The sequence below is a fragment of the Streptomyces collinus Tu 365 genome (assembly GCF_000444875.1).
Classification (GTDB): Bacteria; Actinomycetota; Actinomycetes; order Streptomycetales; family Streptomycetaceae; genus Streptomyces; species Streptomyces collinus_A.
The window spans coordinates 1,842,134-1,863,235 of sequence record NC_021985.1 but is presented as its reverse complement, the minus strand read 5'-3'; the positions used below and the strand labels follow the sequence as shown (position 1 = coordinate 1,863,235).

17 protein-coding genes are annotated in these 21,102 nt (G+C 70.5%); 14 read left to right on the top strand and 3 right to left on the bottom strand.

The window, feature by feature from the left end; all coding sequences use genetic code 11:
- The first annotated feature begins 166 nt into the window (after nt 1-166).
- From yajC to B446_RS07720, 6 genes are all read left to right on the top strand, one after another.
- The gene (yajC, locus tag B446_RS07745) at nt 167-706 is read left to right on the top strand and encodes a preprotein translocase subunit YajC (protein ID WP_020938869.1); all 540 of its coding nucleotides are present in this window, start codon (nt 167-169) and stop codon (nt 704-706) included.
- 141 nt (nt 707-847) lie between these two features.
- Nucleotides 848-2,638: a protein translocase subunit SecD gene (gene secD / locus B446_RS07740; RefSeq protein WP_078614658.1), complete on the top strand. Its 1,791-nt coding sequence runs from the start codon at nt 848-850 to the stop codon at nt 2,636-2,638.
- Between the two features lie 3 nt (nt 2,639-2,641).
- Nucleotides 2,642-3,751: a protein translocase subunit SecF gene (secF, locus tag B446_RS07735; protein ID WP_020938867.1), complete on the top strand. Its 1,110-nt coding sequence runs from the start codon at nt 2,642-2,644 to the stop codon at nt 3,749-3,751.
- Complete coding sequence (locus B446_RS07730; RefSeq protein ID WP_020938866.1) at nt 3,748-4,287, top strand: adenine phosphoribosyltransferase; 540 nt, start codon at nt 3,748-3,750, stop codon at nt 4,285-4,287. Before secF ends, B446_RS07730 begins: the two co-directional genes overlap by 4 nt.
- A 204-nt stretch (nt 4,288-4,491) precedes the next feature.
- Complete coding sequence (locus B446_RS07725; RefSeq protein WP_020938865.1) at nt 4,492-4,905, top strand: hypothetical protein; 414 nt, start codon at nt 4,492-4,494, stop codon at nt 4,903-4,905.
- Between the two features lie 180 nt (nt 4,906-5,085).
- Nucleotides 5,086-7,599, top strand: coding sequence for a RelA/SpoT family protein (locus tag B446_RS07720; protein WP_020938864.1), 2,514 nt, complete (start codon nt 5,086-5,088; stop codon nt 7,597-7,599).
- 91 nt (nt 7,600-7,690) lie between these two features.
- On the opposite strand, the gene B446_RS07715 is transcribed toward B446_RS07720, so the two are convergent.
- Together B446_RS07715 and B446_RS07710 are read right to left on the bottom strand one after the other, a co-directional pair.
- Complete coding sequence (locus B446_RS07715) at nt 7,691-8,920, bottom strand: DUF349 domain-containing protein (protein ID WP_020938863.1); 1,230 nt, start codon at nt 8,918-8,920, stop codon at nt 7,691-7,693.
- 155 nt (nt 8,921-9,075) lie between these two features.
- Complete coding sequence (locus B446_RS07710) at nt 9,076-9,903, bottom strand: peptidylprolyl isomerase (RefSeq protein WP_020938862.1); 828 nt, start codon at nt 9,901-9,903, stop codon at nt 9,076-9,078.
- Between the two features lie 179 nt (nt 9,904-10,082).
- Here B446_RS07710 and B446_RS07705 point away from each other — a divergent pair, with 179 nt between their 5' ends.
- The 5 genes from B446_RS07705 to rpsD all read left to right on the top strand — a co-directional run bounded on the left by B446_RS07705 (nt 10,083) and on the right by rpsD (nt 15,275).
- Nucleotides 10,083-10,790 carry an MBL fold metallo-hydrolase gene (locus tag B446_RS07705; RefSeq protein ID WP_020938861.1) on the top strand — a complete coding sequence of 236 codons (708 nt, stop codon included), beginning with the start codon at nt 10,083-10,085 and terminating at the stop codon, nt 10,788-10,790.
- Nucleotides 10,791-10,803: 13 nt separating this feature from the next.
- A complete protein-coding gene (hisS, locus tag B446_RS07700) occupies nt 10,804-12,066 on the top strand; it encodes a histidine--tRNA ligase (RefSeq protein WP_020938860.1) in 1,263 nt (420 codons plus the stop codon).
- 211 nt (nt 12,067-12,277) lie between these two features.
- Nucleotides 12,278-12,934, top strand: coding sequence for a vitamin K epoxide reductase family protein (locus B446_RS07695; protein WP_020938859.1), 657 nt, complete (start codon nt 12,278-12,280; stop codon nt 12,932-12,934).
- A gap of 65 nt (nt 12,935-12,999) precedes the next feature.
- Nucleotides 13,000-14,355 (top strand): replication-associated recombination protein A, encoded by a 1,356-nt coding sequence (locus B446_RS07690; RefSeq protein ID WP_020938858.1) that lies wholly within the window; start codon nt 13,000-13,002, stop codon nt 14,353-14,355.
- A 305-nt stretch (nt 14,356-14,660) separates the two neighbouring features.
- Nucleotides 14,661-15,275, top strand: a complete 615-nt coding sequence (gene rpsD / locus B446_RS07685; protein ID WP_020938857.1) for a 30S ribosomal protein S4 — start codon at nt 14,661-14,663, stop codon at nt 15,273-15,275.
- Nucleotides 15,276-15,297: 22 nt separating this feature from the next.
- Here rpsD and B446_RS07680 read toward each other — a convergent pair whose 3' ends face one another.
- A complete protein-coding gene (locus B446_RS07680; protein ID WP_020938856.1) occupies nt 15,298-17,460 on the bottom strand; it encodes an ATP-binding protein in 2,163 nt (720 codons plus the stop codon).
- 162 nt (nt 17,461-17,622) lie between these two features.
- On the opposite strand from B446_RS07680, the gene B446_RS07675 reads away from it, so the two are divergent.
- The 3 genes from B446_RS07675 to alaS are packed head-to-tail and all read left to right on the top strand — an operon-like array spanning nt 17,623 to nt 21,093.
- Entirely contained in the window at nt 17,623-18,057 is a 435-nt protein-coding gene (locus B446_RS07675; protein ID WP_106960549.1) for a DUF948 domain-containing protein, read from the top strand.
- 16 nt (nt 18,058-18,073) lie between these two features.
- Nucleotides 18,074-18,421 (top strand): hypothetical protein, encoded by a 348-nt coding sequence (locus B446_RS07670; RefSeq protein WP_020938854.1) that lies wholly within the window; start codon nt 18,074-18,076, stop codon nt 18,419-18,421.
- Nucleotides 18,421-21,093 (top strand): alanine--tRNA ligase, encoded by a 2,673-nt coding sequence (alaS, locus tag B446_RS07665; RefSeq protein WP_020938853.1) that lies wholly within the window; start codon nt 18,421-18,423, stop codon nt 21,091-21,093. The genes B446_RS07670 and alaS overlap by 1 nt, the downstream gene beginning before the upstream one ends.
- Nucleotides 21,094-21,102 lie beyond the last annotated feature (9 nt).

The following is a 21,102-nucleotide window of genomic DNA, read 5'->3' as shown; positions in this document are numbered from 1 at the left end:
ACGGCCGGGACATTGGCCTGAGCAGGAACCCAGGTGCCATGCTGAGCGTTGTTCCATGCGCGCGGACTCGCTTAGACTCCGCCGATGCCGCCCTTGCGGGCGGCGCCGACCCACCCCCATCCAACAGGCCGCTCTCCGCGCGGTCGCGCGAAGGAAATTCCGTCCCGTGAATGCCTTTACCCTTCTCCCCTTCATCGTGCTCATCGCGGCCATGTTCCTGATGACGCGATCGGCCAAGAAGAAGCAGCAGCAGGCCGCCAGCATGCGCAACGAGTTGCAGCCCGGCTCGGGCGTCCGCACGATCGGGGGCATGTACGCGACGGTCAAGGAGGTCAACGAGGACACCGTCCTCCTCGACGCCGGACCGGGCGTCGAGCTCCTCTTCGCCAAGAACGCGATCGGCGCCGTCCTCACCGACGACGAGTACAACCGCATCGTCCACGGCGTCGAGCACGACCTGAAGTCCGACACGGACATCGTCCCGGACGACGCCTCCTCCCTGACCGGGACCGACGCCTCGGAGGAGCCCGCCGCCGCCTCCGACGACAAGGCCGTCGACCTGGGCAAGCAGGACGCCGCCGAGGACAAGGCCGACGCGGCCGCCGCCGCCGAGGCCAGGACGGACGCGGCCGCCGCCGCTGCCGAGGCCAAGGCCGAGGCCGACGAAGAGCCGAAGAAGACCGACGGCGACGCCGACGCGAAGTAGCCACGTCCCGGGGTGTGCGGCGCGGCACCGACCGCGCCCCGCGCACCCCGGCCGCGTGTGTCTCCGCACGGGATCCCGACACCATGTCATGGCCGACCGCGCCCACCGGCAGCGGGGCGGCCCGAGAGGGAGTACGAGAAGGTGGCAGCACCTAAGAAGGGCCGGAGCGCGAGCGCCCAGAGCAAGCCAGGGCGCTCGCTGGCCCTCATTCTGATCGCCATCGTGGCGCTCACCGCCGGGATGTTCGCCTCCGGGCACCGCACCCCGCGTCTCGGCATCGACCTCGCCGGCGGCACGAGCATCACCCTCGAAGCCGTCAACGAGCCGGGGCAGCCCAACGCGATCAACAAGACGAACATGGACACCGCGGTCGACATCATGAACCGCCGTGTCAATGGGCTCGGTGTCTCGGAAGCGGAGGTGCAGACCCAGGGCGACCGGAACATCATCGTCAACATCCCCAAGGGGACGAACTCCGAGGAAGCACGCCAGCAGGTCGGCACCACGGCCAAGCTCTACTTCCGGCCGGTGATCCAGCGCGAGGCGACGACCGGCGCGGCGACACCCACCCCGAGCGCCAGCCCGAGCGGCTCCGCCTCCCCGGGCGCCGGCTCCGCCTCTCCGAGCGCGTCGGGCTCGGCCAAGGCCCAGGACAAGGTCTCCGGGAGCTCCGCCAGCCCTTCGGCCGGCGCCACCTCACAGGGCCGCGCCGTCACCGACGCCTTGAAGGCCGACGCCTCGCCGTCCGTGAGCAGCAGCCCGAAGGCAGCCGGCAGCCCCTCTCCTGCCGCGTCCGGCAGCGCCGACCCCTCGGCCGCCGCGGCGGCCAAGCAGTACGCCACGCTCGACTGCAACGACCCCAAGCAGCGCGCCGTCGCCGGCCGGAACGTCAAGACGGGGGAGACCACCGTCGCCTGCGGCAAGGACGGCAAGGTCTGGAGCAAGTTCCTGCTCGGCCCCGTCGACGTCTCCGGCACGGAGATCAAGAAGGCCCAGGCCACCTTGAACACCCAGGGTGCCGGGGGCTGGCAGGTGGACATGACGTTCGACTCCAGCGGGGCGAAGAAGTTCGCCGACGTCACCGCCAAGCTGGCGCAGCGGACCACCCCGCAGAACGAGTTCGCGATCGTTCTGGACGACGAGGTCGTCTCCCACCCGTACGTGCAGACCGCCATCACCGGCGGCAACGCGTACATCTCCGGCAGCTTCACCCAGAAGGAGGCGCAGAGCCTCGCGAACATGCTGTCGTACGGCGCCCTGCCGCTGACCTTCAAGGAGCAGTCCGTCACCACGGTGACCGCCGCGCTCGGTGGTGAGCAGCTGCGCGCCGGTCTGCTCGCCGGCGCGATCGGCCTCGCGCTGGTCGTGCTGTACCTGGTGATCTACTACCGCGGTCTGTCACTCGTCGCGATGGCGTCCCTGCTGGTCTCCGCGATCCTCACCTACGTGATCATGTCGCTGCTCGGCCCGGCCATCGGCTTCGCGCTGAACCTCCCGGCCGTCTGCGGTGCCATCGTGGCCATCGGTATCACCGCGGACTCGTTCATCGTGTACTTCGAACGCATCCGGGACGAGATCCGCGAGGGCCGCACGCTGCGCCCCGCCGTCGAGCGTGCCTGGCCGCGCGCCCGGCGCACCATCCTGGTCTCCGACTTCGTGTCGTTCCTCGCCGCCGCCGTGCTGTTCATCGTCACCGTCGGCAAGGTCCAGGGCTTCGCGTTCACCCTGGGTCTGACCACCGTGCTCGACGTGGTCGTCGTCTTCCTGTTCACCAAGCCGCTGATGACGCTGCTGGCCCGCCGGAAGTTCTTCGCCGACGGCCACAAGTGGTCCGGCCTCGACCCGAAGAGCCTGGGTGCCCAGCCGCCGCTGCGCCGAACCCGCCGTCCCGCCGGTCCCGCCGCCGGCCCTGCCGACCCGAAGGAGGCGTGAGCGATGTCGAAACTCGGCAACCTCGGTGCCCGACTGCACCGTGGCGAGATCAGCTACGACTTCGTCGGCAAGCGCAAGATCTGGTACGGCGTCTCCATCCTGATCACCATCACGGCCATCCTCGGCCTGGCGGTGCGCGGCCTGAACATGGGCATCGAGTTCCAGGGCGGCGCGGTCTTCACCACGCCGGTCAAGATGAGCACCTCGGTGGCGCAGGCGGAGGTGTTCGCGAAGGACGCCTCCGGCCACGAGGCGATCGTGCAGAAGCTCGGCAACGGCAGCCTGCGCATCCAGATCGCCGGCATCGACACCGGCAAGTCCGACCAGATCAAGACGAAGCTGGCCCAGGACCTGAAGCTCAACCCGGAGAAGCTGGCCGCCGACCTGGTCGGGCCCAGCTGGGGTGAGCAGATCGCCAACAAGGCCTGGGAGGGCCTCGGCATCTTCATGGTGCTCGTGGTGATCTACCTGGCGATCGCCTTCGAGTGGCGCATGGCCATCGCCGCCCTCGTCGCGCTCATCCACGACATCACCATCACGACCGGCATCTACGCCCTGGTCGGCTTCGAGGTCACGCCCGGCACGGTCATCGGTCTGCTGACCATCCTCGGTTACTCGCTCTACGACACGGTCGTCGTCTTCGACAGCCTCAAGGAGCAGACCAAGGACATCACCAAGCAGACCCGCTTCACCTACAGCGACATCGCCAACCAGTCGATCAACGGCACGCTGGTGCGTTCCATCAACACCACCGTGGTCGCCCTGCTGCCGGTGGCCGGCCTGCTGTTCATCGGCGGCGGCTTCCTCGGCGCCGGCACGCTGAACGACATCTCGCTGTCGCTGTTCGTCGGCCTCGCGGCCGGTGCCTACTCCTCGATCTTCATCGCCACCCCGCTCGTCGCCGACCTCAAGGAGCGCGAGCCGGCGATGAAGGCCCTGCGCAAGCGGGTGCTGGCCAAGCGCGCCCAGGCCGCGGTGGGGGAGGACCTCGCGGACGCCCGGGGCACCGCCGGTGACGAGTCCGACGACAACGCACCCGCCGTCGTCGGCCCGCGCAACCAGCCCGTCTCCCGCAACCGGGGCCGGGGCAGGACCTCCGGGAAGCGCCGATGACGGACATCCAGGAGCTGCTCCTCAGCCGCATCCGGGACGTGGCGGACTACCCGGAGCCGGGCGTGATGTTCAAGGACATCACCCCGCTGCTCGCGGACCCGGACGCGTTCACGAGCCTGACCGGCGCGCTCGCCGGGATCGCCGCGGACACCGGCGCGACCAAGATCGTCGGCCTGGAGGCCCGGGGCTTCATCCTGGGCGCCCCGGTCGCCGTCCACGCCGGCCTCGGCTTCATCCCGGTCCGCAAGGCGGGCAAGCTGCCCGGGGCGACCCTGCGTCAGGCCTACGACCTGGAGTACGGCTCGGCGGAGATCGAGGTGCACGCGGAGGACCTCACCTCGGGCGACCGCATCCTGGTCGTCGACGACGTCCTCGCCACCGGAGGCACCGCCGAGGCGGCGATCCGGCTCATACACCGGGCCGGTGCCGAGGTGGCGGGCGTCGCGGTGCTGATGGAACTCGCCTTCCTCGGCGGTCGCGGCCGGCTGGAGCCGGCTCTGGCGGGGGCGCCGCTGGAGGCACTCCTCACCATCTGAGACGGACCGCCGGCAGCCAGCCAGAGCCGGATGAGGCACGAAGGGCGCCCGGGGACATCCCGGGCGCCCTTCGCCTACGGCCGCCGGTGACAGTGCGTCCACGAGTCGTAGCTCAGATCTATCTCAACTCTGTACCCAGTCATGCCCCTGCCATGATGGGATCTTGGTGTGCCACTGACCAGGCACACCACAGGAGGAGATTCGATGAACATGTCAGGCAAGCTGGCGACGGGGGTCGTCTCGCTTCTGTCCGCGGCCACTCTCACGGCCGGCGCGACGACCGCCAGCGCGAGCCCGGCTCCCTCACCGGTCGTGACGTCCAAGGTCTCACCGGCCGACTGCGGTGACTGGAACCGGGCAGTCAGCCTCCCGGGCCGGTGGAGCACCGTCAACGACGGCTGCGGCCACTTCGGGCGTCCGGGGCTGAAGATGGGTTACACCTGGGCGGTCTACCGGGGCGGCTCGATCTGCGTCCAGGTGAAGGGCTTCGTCAACGGCCGGAAGAAGTGGTACAACGCCGGCTGCGGCAAGACCGGCAGCGTCAAGGTGCCGTGGGGGAACGTCCTCGCCGAGAAGGAGATGAAGGTGAAGGGCGCGGCGCTCTTCAACTGGAAGTGACGTAACCGCTCATCACCGCGGGCATCCGACGCGATGCTGAGGTGAGGTGAGGTCGGGGGCCCGCGGCGCACGCGGGCCCCCGACCGCTGTGTACGGCCTCGTCGGCACCGGGCGCGTCGGCTCGCTACCATGTACGTCTGGGGCCTGACCGGGGACCCGGATCGCGCACGAGGAGTCCTCTTGCCAGACGAGGCCCAGCACCTGACCGCCGCCAAGCCCGAGTCCGCCTCGGCGGCCGCGGCCAAACCCGCGCCGAACGTGTCGCACGCGAAGAACGACACGCGTGGGGCGGTGGAGCACGCCCAGTCCGCGCCGGTGGAGAAGGCTGCCGAAGTCGCCCGTCCCAAACCGGCCCCGCCGGTGCGCCCCGCCGCGGGACAGCCCGCCCGCTCCGGCTCCTCCAACCGCGTCCGCGCCCGCCTGGCCCGCCTCGGCGTCCAGCGCGCGAACCCGTACAACCCGGTGCTGGAGCCGTTGCTGCGGATAGTGCGCAGCAACGACCCGAAGATCGAGAACTCGACGCTCCGGCAGATCGAGCGCGCCTACCAGGTCGCCGAGCGCTGGCACCGCGGCCAGAAGCGCAAGAGCGGCGACCCGTACATCACGCACCCGCTCGCCGTCACCACCATCCTCGCCGAGCTGGGCATGGACCCGGCGACCCTGATGGCCGGGCTGCTGCACGACACCGTCGAGGACACCGAGTACGGCCTGGACGACCTGCGCCGCGACTTCGGCGACGTCGTCGCGCTGCTCGTCGACGGCGTCACGAAGCTGGACAAGGTCAAGTTCGGCGAGGCCGCGCAGGCCGAGACCGTGCGCAAGATGGTCGTGGCCATGGCCAAGGACCCGCGCGTCCTGGTCATCAAACTCGCCGACCGCCTGCACAACATGCGCACCATGCGCTACCTCAAGCGCGAGAAGCAGGAGAAGAAGGCGCGCGAGACGCTGGAGATCTACGCGCCGCTGGCCCACCGGCTGGGCATGAACACCATCAAGTGGGAGCTGGAGGACCTCGCGTTCGCGATCCTCTACCCCAAGATGTACGACGAGATCGTCCGGCTGGTCGCCGAACGGGCGCCCAAGCGTGACGAGTACCTCGCCATAGTCACCGACGAGGTCCAGGCCGACCTGCGGGCCGCCCGGATCAAGGCGACCGTCACCGGACGCCCGAAGCACTACTACAGCGTCTACCAGAAGATGATCGTCCGCGGCCGTGACTTCGCGGAGATCTACGACCTGGTGGGCATCCGTGTCCTCGTCGACACGGTCCGCGACTGCTACGCGGCCCTCGGCACGGTGCACGCGCGATGGAACCCGGTTCCCGGCCGGTTCAAGGACTACATCGCCATGCCGAAGTTCAACATGTACCAGTCGCTCCACACGACGGTCATCGGCCCGAACGGCAAGCCCGTCGAACTGCAGATCCGCACGTTCGACATGCACCGGCGCGCGGAGTACGGCATCGCCGCGCACTGGAAGTACAAGCAGGAGGCCGTGGCCGGCGCCTCCAAGGTCCGCACCGACGTGCCCAAGGCGTCCGGCAAGGACAAGGACGCCATCAACGACATGGCGTGGCTGCGGCAGTTGCTCGACTGGCAGAAGGAGACCGAGGACCCCGGCGAGTTCCTGGAGTCCCTGCGCTTCGACCTGTCCCGCAACGAGGTCTTCGTCTTCACGCCCAAGGGCGACGTCATCGCGCTCCCGGCCGGTGCCACCCCGGTCGACTTCGCGTACGCCGTCCACACCGAGGTCGGCCACCGCACGATAGGAGCGCGGGTCAACGGCCGGCTCGTACCGCTCGAGTCCACCCTGGACAACGGCGACCTGGTCGAGGTCTTCACCTCCAAGGCGGCCGGCGCCGGGCCGTCCCGGGACTGGCTCGGGTTCGTCAAGTCCCCCCGGGCGCGCAACAAGATCCGGGCCTGGTTCTCCAAGGAGCGCCGCGACGAGGCGATCGAGCAGGGCAAGGACGCCATCGTGCGCGCCATGCGCAAGCAGAACCTGCCGATCCAGCGCATCCTCACCGGCGACTCCCTGGTCACCCTCGCCCACGAGATGCGCTACTCGGACATCTCCGCGCTGTACGCGGCGATCGGCGAGGGCCATGTCTCCGCGCAGAACATCGTGCAGAAGCTCGTCCAGGCCCTCGGCGGCGAGGAGGCCGCCACCGAGGAGATCGACGAGACGGTCCCGCCGGCCCGCGGCCGCGGCCGCAAGCGCCGCTCCAGCGCCGACCCCGGCGTCGTCGTCAAGGGCGTCGACGACGTGTGGGTGAAGCTGGCCCGCTGCTGCACCCCGGTCCCGGGCGACCCGATCATCGGCTTCGTCACGCGCGGTAGCGGTGTATCGGTTCACCGCAGCGACTGCGTCAACGTGGAGTCACTGTCCCGGGAGCCGGAGCGCATCCTCGACGTCGAGTGGGCGCCCACCCAGTCCTCGGTCTTCCTGGTCGCCATCCAGGTCGAGGCCCTGGACCGCTCCCGTCTGCTGTCGGACGTCACCCGGGTCCTGTCCGACCAGCACGTCAACATCCTCTCGGCGGCCGTCCAGACCTCCCGCGACCGGGTGGCCACCTCCCGGTTCACCTTCGAGATGGGCGACCCGAAGCACCTCGGCCACGTCCTGAAGGCGGTACGGGGCGTGGAGGGCGTGTACGACGTCTACCGCGTGACCTCGGCGCGCACCCGCTCGTAGGAGCCACGGAGCCACGGAGCCGCCGAGCCACCCGGAACACCAGAAGGGCCCCGTACGGCGTACGGGGCCCTTCCACGTGGTCGGCGAGGGATCAGCCGCCGAACTCCTGCAGGCCCTTCAGAGCCTGGTCCAGGAGCGCCTGGCGGCCCTCCAGCTCACGCTCCAGCTTGTCGGCCCGGGACGCGTTGCCCTGGGCGCGCGCCTGCTCGATCTGGCCGCGCAGCTTGTCGACCGCGGCCTGCAGCTGTCCGGTCAGGCCCTCGGCACGCGCACGCGCTTCCGGGTTGGTCCGGCGCCACTCGGCCTCCTCGGCCTCCTGGATGGCCCGCTCGACCGTGTGCATCCGGCCCTCGACCTTCGGACGCGCGTCCCGCGGGACGTGGCCGATGGCCTCCCAGCGCTCGTTGATCGAGCGGAAGGCGGCCCGGGTGCCCTTCAGGTCCGAGATCGGCAGGAGCTTCTCGGCCTCCTCGGCCAGCTCCTCCTTGAGCTTGAGGTTCTCCGCCTGCTCGGCGTCCCGCTCGGCGAAGACCCCGCTGCGGGCGGCGAAGAACACGTCCTGGGCGCCGCGGAAGCGGTTCCACAGGTCGTCCTCGTGCTCGCGCTGGGCACGGCCCGCGGCCTTCCACTCCGCCATCAGCTCGCGGTAGCGCGCCGCCGTCGGACCCCAGTCCGTCGAACCGGACAGCGCCTCGGCCTCCGAGACCAGCCGCTCCTTGGTCTTGCGCGCCTCCTCGCGCTGCGCGTCCAGCTGCGCGAAGTGCGCCTTGCGGCGCTTGGAGAACGCCGACCGGGCGTGCGAGAACCGGTGCCACAGCTCGTCGTCGGACTTGCGGTCCAGACGCGGCAGACCCTTCCAGGTGTCCACCAGCGCCCGCAGCCGCTCACCGGCGGCCCGCCACTGGTCGGACTGCGCCAGCTGCTCGGCCTCGGTGACCAGGTCCTCCTTGGCCCGGCGGGCCTCGTCGGACTGCTTGGCCCGTTGTGCCTTGCGCTCCTCGCGCCGCGCCTCGACCGTCGCCACGAGCTTGTCCAGCCGGGTCTTCAGCGCCTCCAGGTCGCCGACCGCGTGGTGCGCGTCCACCTGCTCGCGCAGGTGGTCGATCGCGGTCTGGGCGTCCTTCGCCGACAGGTCGGTGGTCTTCACTCGCTTCTCGAGGAGGCCGATCTCGACAACCAGGCCCTCGTACTTGCGCTCGAAGTAGGCAAGCGCCTCCTCAGGGGAGCCGGCCGCCCAGGAACCGACGACCTGCTCGCCGTCGGCCGTACGCACGTACACGGTCCCCGTCTCGTCGACGCGGCCCCACGGGTCGCTGCTCACAGCGCCTCCTCCACATGATGCCTGCGGCGGGTCTCAGCGCCCCCGGGCATCGTCCACAGTTTCGTCACGGCCAACATAGGCGACCGGCGGGTTGCCTGTCCGCATCCAGCGCGACCGAAATTCCGCAGATGGCCGCAGTGATCTCGCCGACGGCGTCAGGACTTGGTGACCGTCGCCTTGTTGATGACGACCGTCGCGTTCGGGGCGCCGTCGCCCGCCCCCGTGTTCTCGCCCGCGGCCGCGATCTTGTCCAGCACCTTGAGGCCGGACGCGTCGATCGTGCCGAACGGGGTGTAACTGGGCGGCAGCGGGCTGTCCTTGTAGACCAGGAAGAACTGGCTGCCGCCGGTGTGCTTCTGGCCGGTGTTGGCCATCGCCACGGTGCCCGCCGGGTACTTGTTGCCCTTCAGGCTCGCGTCCTTCAGGTTCTCGTCCGGGATCGTGTAGCCCGGGCCGCCGCTGCCCTGGCCCGTCGGGTCGCCGCACTGCAGCACGTAGATGCCGTTCGTCGTCAGACGGTGGCACTTGGTGTGGTCGAAGAAGCCCTTGGCCGCGAGGAAGTCGAAGGAGTTGACGGTGTGCGGAGCCGCCGACGTCTTCAGCGCGATGCCGATGTCACCGCACGTCGTCGCGAGCTTCATCGTGTACTTCGCCGACGTGTCGATCGTCATCGCCGGCTCCTTCTTCCACTGGAGCTTGCCGATCGAGCCCGCGGCCGGCTTCGCGCACGGGTCCGGCGCCTTGCTGCTCGGCGTGGCGCTCGGGGTGACGTCGGCGCCGGCGTTGGTCTTCTTGTCGTCGTCGCCGTTCTTCAGCACGCCCGTCGTGTACAGCGCGACACTGCCGATCACGACCACGCCCAGCACCGACGCGATCACGGAGTTCCGCACGTTCGCCTTGCGCCGTGCGCTGGTGCGCCGCTGCTGCTGCCGCAAGAACTTCTCCCGGGCGAGCTGACGCCGCCGCTGCTCCTGGCTGACCACCGGGTTCTCTCCTCATGCGTGTCGTGTGTCGACCGGTACGCGTGCGTCCTCTGAGCCGACAGCCGCGTGTAGCCCCGTACCGTATATGGGTTCGCTGAGGAAACGGCAGCGCCGGTAGGCTCTGGACCACGGGCCGACCGCCCGTGGGACCTCCCGTATCGACACAACGAAGGACGATCGTGCTCATTGCCGGGTTCCCCGCCGGGGCCTGGGGGACGAACTGTTATCTCGTCGCCCCCGCCGCCGGTGAGGAGTGCGTGATCATCGACCCGGGCCACCAGGCCGCCCAAGGAGTCGAGGAAGCACTCAGGAAGCATCGGCTCAAGCCCGTCGCCGTCGTCCTCACCCACGGCCACATCGACCACGTCGCCTCGGTCGTCCCCGTGTGCGGCGCGCACGACGTACCCGCCTGGATCCACCCCGAGGACCGGTACATGCTGAGCGACCCCGAGAAGGCGCTCGGCCGGTCGATCGGCATGCCGCTGATGGGCGAGCTGACCGTGGGGGAGCCCGACGACGTCAAGGAGCTGACCGACGGCGTCACCCTCGCGCTGGCCGGACTGGAGTTCTCCGTCGCGCACGCGCCGGGCCATACCAAGGGGTCGGTGACCTTCCGGATGCCCGGGGCGGCGGACATCCCGCCGATCTTCTTCTCCGGGGATCTGCTGTTCGCCGGCTCCGTCGGACGCACCGATCTGCCGGGTGGCTCCATGGAGGACATGCTCGAGTCGCTGGCCCGCGTGTGCCTGCCGCTCGACGACTCCACCGTGGTGCTGTCCGGCCACGGCACCCAGACGACCATCGGCCAGGAGCGCGCCACCAACCCCTATCTGCGGCAGGTGGCCGCCGGCCAGGGAGCCTTCGAGGCTCCCCGACGAGGAATGTGACGAGAGAGCTTCCGTGAGCACCTTTCAGGCCCCCAAGGGCACGTACGACCTGATCCCGCCCCGTTCCGCGGTCTTCCTCGCGGTCCGCGAGGCGATCGCGACCCCGCTCCGAAACTCGGGCTACGGCTACATCGAGACCCCCGGTTTCGAGAACGTCGAACTGTTCGCGCGTGGTGTCGGCGAGTCCACCGACATCGTCACCAAGGAGATGTACGCCTTCGAGACCAAGGGCGGCGACAAGCTCGCCCTGCGGCCCGAGGGAACCGCCTCCGTGCTGCGCGCCGCGCTGGAGGCCAGCCTGCACCGCCAGGGCAACCTGCCGGTGAAGCTCTGGTACTCGGGCTCCTACTACCGCTACGAGGCGCCGCAGGCGGGCCGTTACCGGCACTTCTCCCAGGTGGGCGCCGAGGCGATCGGTGCCGAGGACCCGGCGCTCGACGCCGAGCTGATCATCCTGGCCGACCAGGCGTACCGCTCTCTGGGCCTGCGCGACTTCCGCATCCTGCTGAACTCGCTGGGCGACAAGGAGTGCCGGCCGGTGTACCGGGCCGCGCTGCAGGACTTCCTGCGCGGTCTCGACCTCGACGAGGACACGCGCCGACGCGTCGACATCAACCCGCTGCGGGTCCTCGACGACAAGCGCGAGTCGGTGCAGAAACAGCTCACCGGCGCTCCGCTGCTGCGCGACTACCTGTGCGACGCCTGCAAGGCGTACCACGAGGAGGTCCGCGAGCTGATCGGCGCGGCGGGCGTGGCCTTCGAGGACGACCCGAAGCTGGTGCGCGGCCTGGACTACTACACCCGCACCACGTTCGAGTTCGTGCACGGCGGTCTGGGCTCCCAGTCCGCCGTGGGCGGCGGCGGCCGCTACGACGGCCTGTCCGAGATGATCGGCGGTCCCGCGCTGCCGTCCGTCGGCTGGGCCCTCGGCGTCGACCGCACGGTCCTCGCCCTGGAGGCCGAGGGCGTCGAGCTGGACCTCCCCTCCTCGACCAGCGTGTACGCGGTGCCCCTCGGCGAGGAGGCCCGCAGGGTGCTGTTCGCCAAGGTCACCGAGTTGCGCAAGGTCGGTATCGCGGCGGACTTCTCCTACGGCGGCAAGGGCCTGAAGGGCGCCATGAAGAACGCGAACCGCAGCGGGGCCCGCTACGCCCTGGTGGCCGGCGAACGCGACCTCGCCGAGGGTGTCGTGCAGCTCAAGGACATGGAGTCCGGCGAGCAGACGGCGATCGGCGTCAACGAGATCGTGGCCGAGCTGGAGTCGCGGCTCGGCTAGCCGACCGCACGCGCGCGTGGGCGCCGGACGCTCCCTCCAGGGGGGCTCCGGCGCCCTTGTCGTGCGGCGTGCGGCCGGTGTCCGGAACCGAACGGAAGGCACTCGTCGTACGTACATCCTTATGGGAAGCGAACGGTGCCCACCCGCGCGGGTGCGGCAGAATGACCCGTGCCCGAAGAAGGTCCGACTCTCAAGTGACGGAATCGGCGTGATGAGCAAGACGACAGTCAAGGACGTCTCCACCCAGCCCGGTCCCGAGCGTGCCGCCGAGGGGCCGCGCACGGCGGGCGGCAGCCGTGCCTTCGCGCTGCTGCTGGTGATCACCGGCGCGGCCGGACTGCTCGCCGCCTGGGTCATCACGCTCGACAAGTTCAAGATCCTCGAGGCGAAGGTCGCGGGCAAGTCCTTCACCCCCGGGTGCAGCCTGAACCCGGTCGTCTCCTGCGGCAGCGTCATGGAGAGCAAGCAGGCCGCGGCGTTCGGCTTCCCGAACCCGATGCTCGGCCTGGTCTGCTACGGCGTCGTCGTCTGCGTCGGCATGAGCCTGCTGGCCCGCGCCCGCTTCCCCCGCTGGTACTGGCTGACCTTCAACTTCGGCACGCTCTTCGGCGTCGCCTTCTGCACCTGGCTGCAGTTCCAGTCCCTGTACCGGATCAACGCGCTCTGCCTGTGGTGCTCGCTGGCCTGGGTCGCCACGATCACCATGTTCTGGTACGTCACCTCGTTCAACGTCCGCAACGACTTCCTGGCCGCCCCGCACTGGCTGAAGTCGTTCTTCGGCGAGTTCACCTGGGTGCTGCCGGTCCTGCACGTCGGGATCATCGGCATGCTGGTCCTCACCCGCTGGTGGGACTTCTGGACCAGCTGACGGTTCGGGGCGGGGCCGCCGGGCGCCCGGCGCCGATTGTCAGTGCCGTGTTTTAGGGTTTCAGCGTGGAACCCGACCTCTTCACCGCAGCAGCCGAGGAACGCCAGGAGAAGGACCCGGCGGCCAGCCCCCTGGCGGTGCGCATGCGCCCGCGCACGCTCGACGAGGTCGTGGGCCAGCAGCATCTGCTCAAGCCCGGCTCGCCCCTGCGGCGGCTGGTCGGAGAGGGCAGCGGCGGCCCCGCCGGACCGTCCTCGGTGATCCTCTGGGGCCCGCCCGGCACCGGCAAGACGACCCTGGCCTACGTCGTCTCCAAGGCCACCGACAAACGGTTCGTGGAGCTGTCCGCGATCACCGCGGGCGTCAAGGAGGTCCGCGCGGTCATCGACGGCGCCCGCCGGGCCACCGGCGGCTTCGGCAAGGAGACCGTCCTCTTCCTGGACGAGATCCACCGCTTCAGCAAGGCCCAGCAGGACTCCCTGCTGCCGGCCGTCGAGAACCGCTGGGTGACCCTGATCGCGGCGACCACGGAGAACCCCTACTTCTCGGTGATCTCCCCGCTGCTGTCCCGCTCCCTGCTGCTCACCCTCGAACCGCTCACCGACGACGACGTCCGGGGCCTGCTCAAGCGGGCGCTGACGGACGAGCGCGGCCTGAAGAACGCGGTCACCCTCCCCGAGGACACCGAGGACCACCTCCTGCGCATCGCCGGCGGCGACGCCCGGCGCGCGCTGACCGCTCTGGAGGCCGCCGCGGGCGCCGCCCTGGACCAGGGCGAGAGCGAGATCGGCCTGCAGACGCTGGAGCGCACCGTCGACCGGGCGGCGGTGACGTACGACCGCGACGGCGACCAGCACTACGACGTCGCCAGCGCCCTCATCAAGTCCATCCGCGGCTCCGACGTCGACGCGGCCCTGCACTACCTGGCCCGCATGATCGAGGCGGGCGAGGACCCCCGGTTCATCGCCCGCCGGCTGATGATCTCCGCCAGCGAGGACATCGGCCTCGCCGACCCGAACGCGCTGCCCATCGCGGTCGCCGCCGCCCAGGCCGTCGCCATGATCGGCTTCCCCGAGGCATCCTTGACCCTCAGCCACGCCACCATCGCGCTCGCCCTCGCCCCCAAGTCCAACGCGGCGACCACCGCGATCGGCGCGGCGATGGAGGACGTCCGCAAGGGCCTGGCCGGCCCCGTGCCGGCCCACCTGCGCGACGGGCACTACAAGGGCGCCGCCAAACTCGGCCACGCGCAGGGCTACGTCTACCCGCACGACCTGCCCGAGGGCATCGCCCCGCAGCAGTACGCCCCGGACGCCCTGAAGGACCGCGAGTACTACACCCCGACCCGGCACGGCACCGAGGCCCGGTACGCCGACGCCGTCGAGTGGACCAGGAAGCACCTCGGTCGCAGGCGCTCATGAACAGCCTGTAGACTGCCCCGAAGTGCTGAGTCCCGTGCAGTCAGAACGGGACAGCCAGCCGGAGACCCGGTCCCTCGCGGACCGACTCCAGGAGCGTCGCGCACCGTCGAACGGTGTCGCGGGCAGCCCACCACCACCCGGAATCCCGGGACCGGCCGGTGGGCCACTCGCGTGCTGCACGTATGTGCCCAGATCAGGGGAGCGGCTGCCCGGCAGGTCCGACACGGACCGGACGGGTTTCCCCGGCTGCGGATGCGACCTCCCTCAACCCTGACAAGCCGAAAACCAGGAAAGAGAAACAGACAGTGGCGAACCAGTCCCGCCCCAAGGTCAAGAAGTCGCGTGCCCTCGGCATCGCGCTGACCCCGAAGGCCGTCAAGTACTTCGAGGCCCGCCCCTACCCGCCGGGCGAGCACGGCCGCGGCCGCAAGCAGAACTCGGACTACAAGGTCCGTCTGCTCGAGAAGCAGCGCCTGCGCGCGCAGTACGACATCTCCGAGCGCCAGCTGGTCCGCGCCTACGAGCGTGCGTCCAAGGTCCAGGGCAAGACCGGTGAGGCCCTGATCGTGGAGCTCGAGCGCCGTCTCGACGCCCTGGTCCTGCGTTCGGGCATCGCCCGCACCATCTACCAGGCCCGTCAGATGGTCGTCCACGGCCACATCCAGGTCAACGGCCAGAAGGTCGACAAGCCGTCCTTCCGTGTCCGTCCGGACGACGTCGTGCAGGTCCGCGACCGCTCCAAGGACAAGACGCTCTTCCAGATCGCCCGTGAGGGTGGCTTCGCCCCCGACGGCGAGACCCCGCGCTACCTGCAGGTGAACCTCAAGGCCCTGGCGTTCCGCCTGGACCGCGAGCCGAACCGCAAGGAGATCCCGGTGATCTGCGACGAGCAGCTCGTCGTCGAGTACTACGCCCGCTGATCCCAGCCCCGGCGCAGCACTCTCAGCCCGCCGTCTCGCCGCCCTTCCGGGTGGGCGAGGCGGCGGGTTCGCGTCTGCCCGCCTCGCCCTCGGAGGGCACCGGCCCGCGCGGCGCGGGCAGCGCGGGCAGCGGCCGGACCCCGCCGTGCCCCAGCGCCCTGGCCACGACAGCGTCCCGGTCCAGCCGCGCCCCCTCGCGCACGCACTCCTCGTAGCGGCCGTCGCCGAGGGCCTGCCGGGCGGCCGTCTCGCACAGCTCGTGCGGGGCGTTGTAGTACGCCGAACCGAACAGCGGCAGCCCCACCGACGGCCACAGCCGGGCCGCCGCGCCCTGCAGCACCGCCGCCTCGGCCGGGTCGCCCTGACCCGCCGTGACCAGGGCCAGCAGCTCGATGCAGAGCACCGAACCCAGCAGGTCGCGGAACGTGTGCGCGTCCTCCAGGCAGTCCTGGAGCAGTTCCCGCGCCGCCACCGGGTCCCCGTCCCGCCAGGCCGCGTACGCCAGCACGTACAGGGCGTACGAACGGGCCCACCGCTCCCCGTGGTCCTCGCACACCCGGCGCACGTCCTCGCACAGCCGCACCGCGTCCGGCAGATCACCCTGGAACGCCCGCGCCATCGCCAGCTCCACCTGGCCCATCAGGACGTTGCTGTTCAGCTCACCGATCTCCCGGTAGCGCTCCAGCGCCGAGCGCAGCAGCGTCTCCGCGCGCGCCATGTCGTCCGTGACCAGTGCCAGACACCCGGTGCGGTGCTCCGCGTACGCCACCGCCGCCCCGTCGGCGACCTGCTCGGCCTGCTCCCGGCACTCCCGCAGCGCGGCCAGCGCCGGCACGGTGTCGCCCTGCAGGACCGCCACGTAGCCGAGCACCCACAGCGCCTTCAGCCGGGACCGCTCGTACCCCGAGTCCAGCTCCAGGCTCCGCTCCAGCCAGCGCCGCCCCTCCGACAGCCGCCCGCAGCCGGCCCAGCAGAACCACAGCGAGCCCGCAAGGTACTGGCCCAGATGCGCCTCGTCCGGCTCGGTCAGGCAGAACTCCAGCGCCACCCGCAGATTGGGCAGCTCGGCCTCCACGCGCGCGGCGACCTCGCGCTGCCGCGGCGAGAACCAGTCCAGCTCGCACCAGGTCGCGAGGCCCAGGTACCAGTCCCGGTGCCGCCGCCGCAGCCGGGGCGCGTCCCCGGTCGCCTCCAGCCAGTCGCAGCCGTACTCCCGGACGGTGTCCAGCATCCGGTAGCGCGGGCCGGCCGGGCCCTCCTCGCGGGTCAGCACCGACTGGGCCAGCAGTTCCGACAGCACGTCCAGCACGTCCTCGGCGGCCAGACCGTCGCCGCTGCACACGTACTCGGCCGCCTCCAGGTCGAAGGTCCGCGCGAACACCGACAGCCGTGCCCACAGCAGCCGTTCGGCGGGCGTGCACAGCTCGTGGCTCCAGCCGATCGCCGTGCGCAGCGCCCGGTGGCGGGGGAGGGCGTCCCGGTCGCCGCCGGTCAGCAGCCGGAACCGGTCGTCCAGCCGTTGCAGCAGCTGCGCGGGGGACAGCGCCCGCAGCCGTCCCGCGGCCAGTTCCACGGCCAGCGGCAGACCCTCGAGCCGCTCGCACAGCTCCCGCACCGCCGGGCCGTCCGCCGGCTCCGGCCCCTGCCGCCGCGCCCGGTCCACGAACAGCTCCACCGCCTCGTCCCCGCTCAGCGGGGCCAGCGGGAACAGCCGCTCGCCCGCGAGCCCCAGCGGCCGCCGACCCGCGGCCAGCACCCGCAGCCCGGGCAGCTCGCGCAGCAGCCGGGAGACCAGCAGGGCGACGGCCTCCACCTGGTGCTCGAAGCCGTCCAGCACCAGCAGCGCACGGCGGCCGGCGAGGTGCCGGCACAGGGCCTCGACGGGCGTGCGGGTGGTGTGGTCGGTCAGGCCGAGCGCTTCGGCCAGCGCGTAGTGGACGGACTGCGGATCGCGGACCGGCGACAGCTCGACCCACCACACCGCGTCCCCGGGCGCCGACCGGGCCGCCGCCCGGACCGCGAGGCGGGACTTGCCCACGCCGCCGACGCCCGTCACCGTCACCAGCCGGGCCGTCCCCATCGCCTCGGCCAGCCCGGCCAGTTCGGCCGAGCGCCCGACGAAGGCGGTGAGTTCGGGGGGCAGATCGCCACGCGTGGCGGGACCGGGGCGCTGAGGACCTCGCATGGGACACGGAGCGTACTGAACCGTGTTCATTCCGTACAATCGCTTCCCGCAACTCTCGCGGCCGCCGCCGGTAATCCGGTACGGAGCCCCGCGCCCGGCGCGATAGGCTCGGTGCACTGCTTTTACATGGTTCCGAAGTTCAGAGCACGTTTCAGGGAGCGGGTGCGCACAGTGTCCGGTGGAGAGGTTGCCGGGATCCTGGTGGCCGTCTTCTGGGCGATCCTGGTCTCCTTCCTCGCCGTCGCACTGGTGAGGCTGGCCCAGACGCTCAAGGCGACCACCAAACTCGTGGCGGACGTGACCGATCAGGCCGTCCCCCTGCTCGCCGACGCCTCCGCGGCCGTGCGTTCCGCGCAGACCCAGATCGACCGGGTGGACGCCATCGCCTCCGACGTCCAGGAGGTCACGTCGAACGCCTCGGCGCTCTCCACCACCGTGGCCTCCACCTTCGGCGGCCCGCTGGTCAAGGTCGCGGCCTTCGGCTACGGCGTACGCCGGGCCCTGGGCGGCCGCAAGGAGGACGTGCCCCCGAAGTCGCCCCGGCGTACGGTGATCGTGGGCCGCACGGTCCCCGCCGCGCGACGCAAGCGGAAGTAAGGACTGAGACCGAGCGATGTTCCGCCGTACGTTCTGGTTCAGCACGGGTGTCGCCGCCGGTGTGTGGGCCACCACCAAGGTCAACCGCAAGCTCAGGCAGCTGACCCCGGAGAGCCTCGCCGCCACCGCGGCCAACAAGGCACTGGAGACCGGTCACCGCCTGAAGGACCGCGCGGTCGTCTTCGCGCTCGACGTCCGGGACAACATGGCACGGCGGGAGGCCGAGCTGGGCGAGGCGCTGGGCATCGGCGCCGACCCCGAACTCCCCGCACCCCGGCGGTACACCGCCATCGAGAACAACCGCAGCAACCCGACGTACGCCGACGACACGACGTACTCGCACAACCGGAATGAGGACCACTGATGGAGTCGGCCGAGATTCGCCGCCGCTGGCTGAGCTTCTTCGAGGAGCGCGGGCACACCGTCGTCCCTTCGGCGTCGCTCATCGCGGACGACCCGACTCTGCTCCTCGTCCCCGCCGGCATGGTGCCCTTCAAGCCCTACTTCCTGGGTGAGGTCAAGCCGCCCTTCGCGCGCGCCACCAGCGTGCAGAAGTGCGTGCGCACGCCCGACATCGAAGAGGTCGGCAAGACCACCCGGCACGGCACGTTCTTCCAGATGTGCGGCAACTTCTCCTTCGGCGACTACTTCAAGGAAGGCGCCATCAAGTACGCCTGGGAGTTGCTCACCAGCCCCCAGGACAAGGGCGGTTACGGCCTCGACCCCGAGCGTCTGTGGATCACCGTCTACAAGGACGACGACGAGGCCGAGCGCATCTGGCACGAGGTCGTCGGTGTGCCGAAGGAGCGCATCCAGCGCCTCGGCATGAAGGACAACTACTGGTCCATGGGCGTCCCCGGCCCGTGCGGACCCTGCTCCGAGATCAACTACGACCGCGGCCCCGAGTTCGGCGTCGAGGGCGGCCCGGCCGTCAACGACGAGCGGTACGTGGAGATCTGGAACCTCGTCTTCATGCAGTACGAGCGGGGCGAGGGCATCGGGAAGGACAACTTCGAGATCCTCGGCGAGCTGCCGAGCAAGAACATCGACACGGGCCTCGGCCTGGAGCGCCTCGCCATGATTCTGCAGGGCGTGCAGAACATGTACGAGATCGACACCTCCATGGCCGTCATCGCCAAGGCCACCGAGCTGACCGGCGTGGCCTACGGCGACGCCCACGAGTCGGACGTCTCGCTGCGCGTGGTCACCGACCACATGCGCACGTCGGTGATGCTCATCGGCGACGGTGTGACCCCCGGCAACGAGGGCCGCGGCTACGTGCTGCGCCGCATCATGCGCCGCGCCATCCGCAACATGCGGCTGCTCGGCGCCACCGGCCCGGTCGTCAAGGACCTCGTCGACACCGTCATCGCGATGATGGGCCAGCAGTACCCGGAGCTGGTCACCGACCGCGAGCGCATCGAGAAGGTCGCCCTCGCCGAGGAGACCCGCTTCCTCAAGACCCTGAACGCCGGCACGAACGTGCTGGACACCGCCGTCGCCGAGACCAAGGCCGCCGGTTCCGGTGTCCTCTCCGGCGACAAGGCGTTCCTGCTCCACGACACCTGGGGCTTCCCGATCGACCTCACCCTCGAGATGGCCTCCGAGCAGGGCCTGTCCGTGGACGAGGACGGCTTCCGCCGCCTGATGAAGGAACAGCGGGAGCGCGCCAAGGCCGACGCCCAGGCCAAGAAGACCGGCCACGCCGACATGGGCGCCTACCGGGAGATCGCCGACTCCGCCGGTGCCACCGACTTCATCGGCTACTCCGACACCGAGGGCGAGACCACGATCGTCGGCATCCTCGTCGACGGCGTCTCCTCCCCGGCCGCCACGGAGGGCGACGAGGTCGAGGTCGTGCTCGACCGCACCCCGTTCTACGCCGAGGGCGGTGGCCAGATCGGCGACACCGGCCGGATCAGGGTGGACTCGGGTGCCGTCATCGAGGTCCGCGACTGCCAGAAGCCGGTCCCGGGTGTGTACGTCCACAAGGGCGTCGTCCAGGTCGGCGAGGTGACGGTCGGCGCCAAGGCCCACGCCTCCGTCGACGCCCGCCGCCGCAAGGCCATCGCCCGCGCCCACTCGGCCACCCACCTCACCCACCAGGCCCTGCGCGACGCCCTCGGCCCGACGGCCGCCCAGGCCGGTTCGGAGAACCAGCCCGGCCGCTTCCGCTTCGACTTCGGTTCGCCGTCCGCCGTCCCGACGGCCGTGATGACCGACGTCGAGCAGAAGATCAACGAGGTGCTCGCCCGCGACCTGGACGTGCACGCCGAGGTCATGGGCATCGACGAGGCCAAGAAGCAGGGCGCCATCGCCGAGTTCGGCGAGAAGTACGGCGAGCGGGTCCGTGTGGTCACCATCGGCGACTTCTCGAAGGAGCTGTGCGGCGGCACGCACGTGCACAACACCGCCCAGCTCGGCCTGGTCAAGCTGCTCGGCGAGTCGTCGATCGGTTCGGGTGTCCGCCGGATCGAGGCCCTGGTCGGTGTCGACGCGTACAACTTCCTCGCCCGCGAGCACACGGTCGTCGCCCAGCTCCAGGAGCTGGTCAAGGGCCGCCCGGAGGAGCTGCCGGAGAAGATCTCCTCGATGCTCGGCAAGCTGAAGGACGCCGAGAAGGAGATCGAGAAGTTCCGCGCCGAGAAGGTGCTGCAGGCCGCCGCCGGTCTCGCCGAGTCCGCCAAGGACGTCCGCGGTGTCGCCGTCGTCACCGGCCAGGTGCCGGACGGCACGACGCCGGACGACCTGCGCAAGCTGGTCCTCGACGTGCGGGGGCGCATCCAGGGCGGCCGGGCCGCCGTGGTCGCCCTCTTCACCGTCAACAACGGCAAGCCGCTCACCGTCATCGCCACCAACGAGGCCGCCCGAGAGCGTGGTCTCAAGGCCGGTGACCTGGTGCGCACCGCCGCCAAGGCCCTCGGTGGCGGCGGTGGCGGCAAGCCGGACGTGGCCCAGGGCGGTGGCCAGAACCCGGCCGCCGTCGGCGAGGCCGTCGACGCCGTCGAGCGTCTCGTCACCGAGACGGCCAAGTGACGGCTGCGT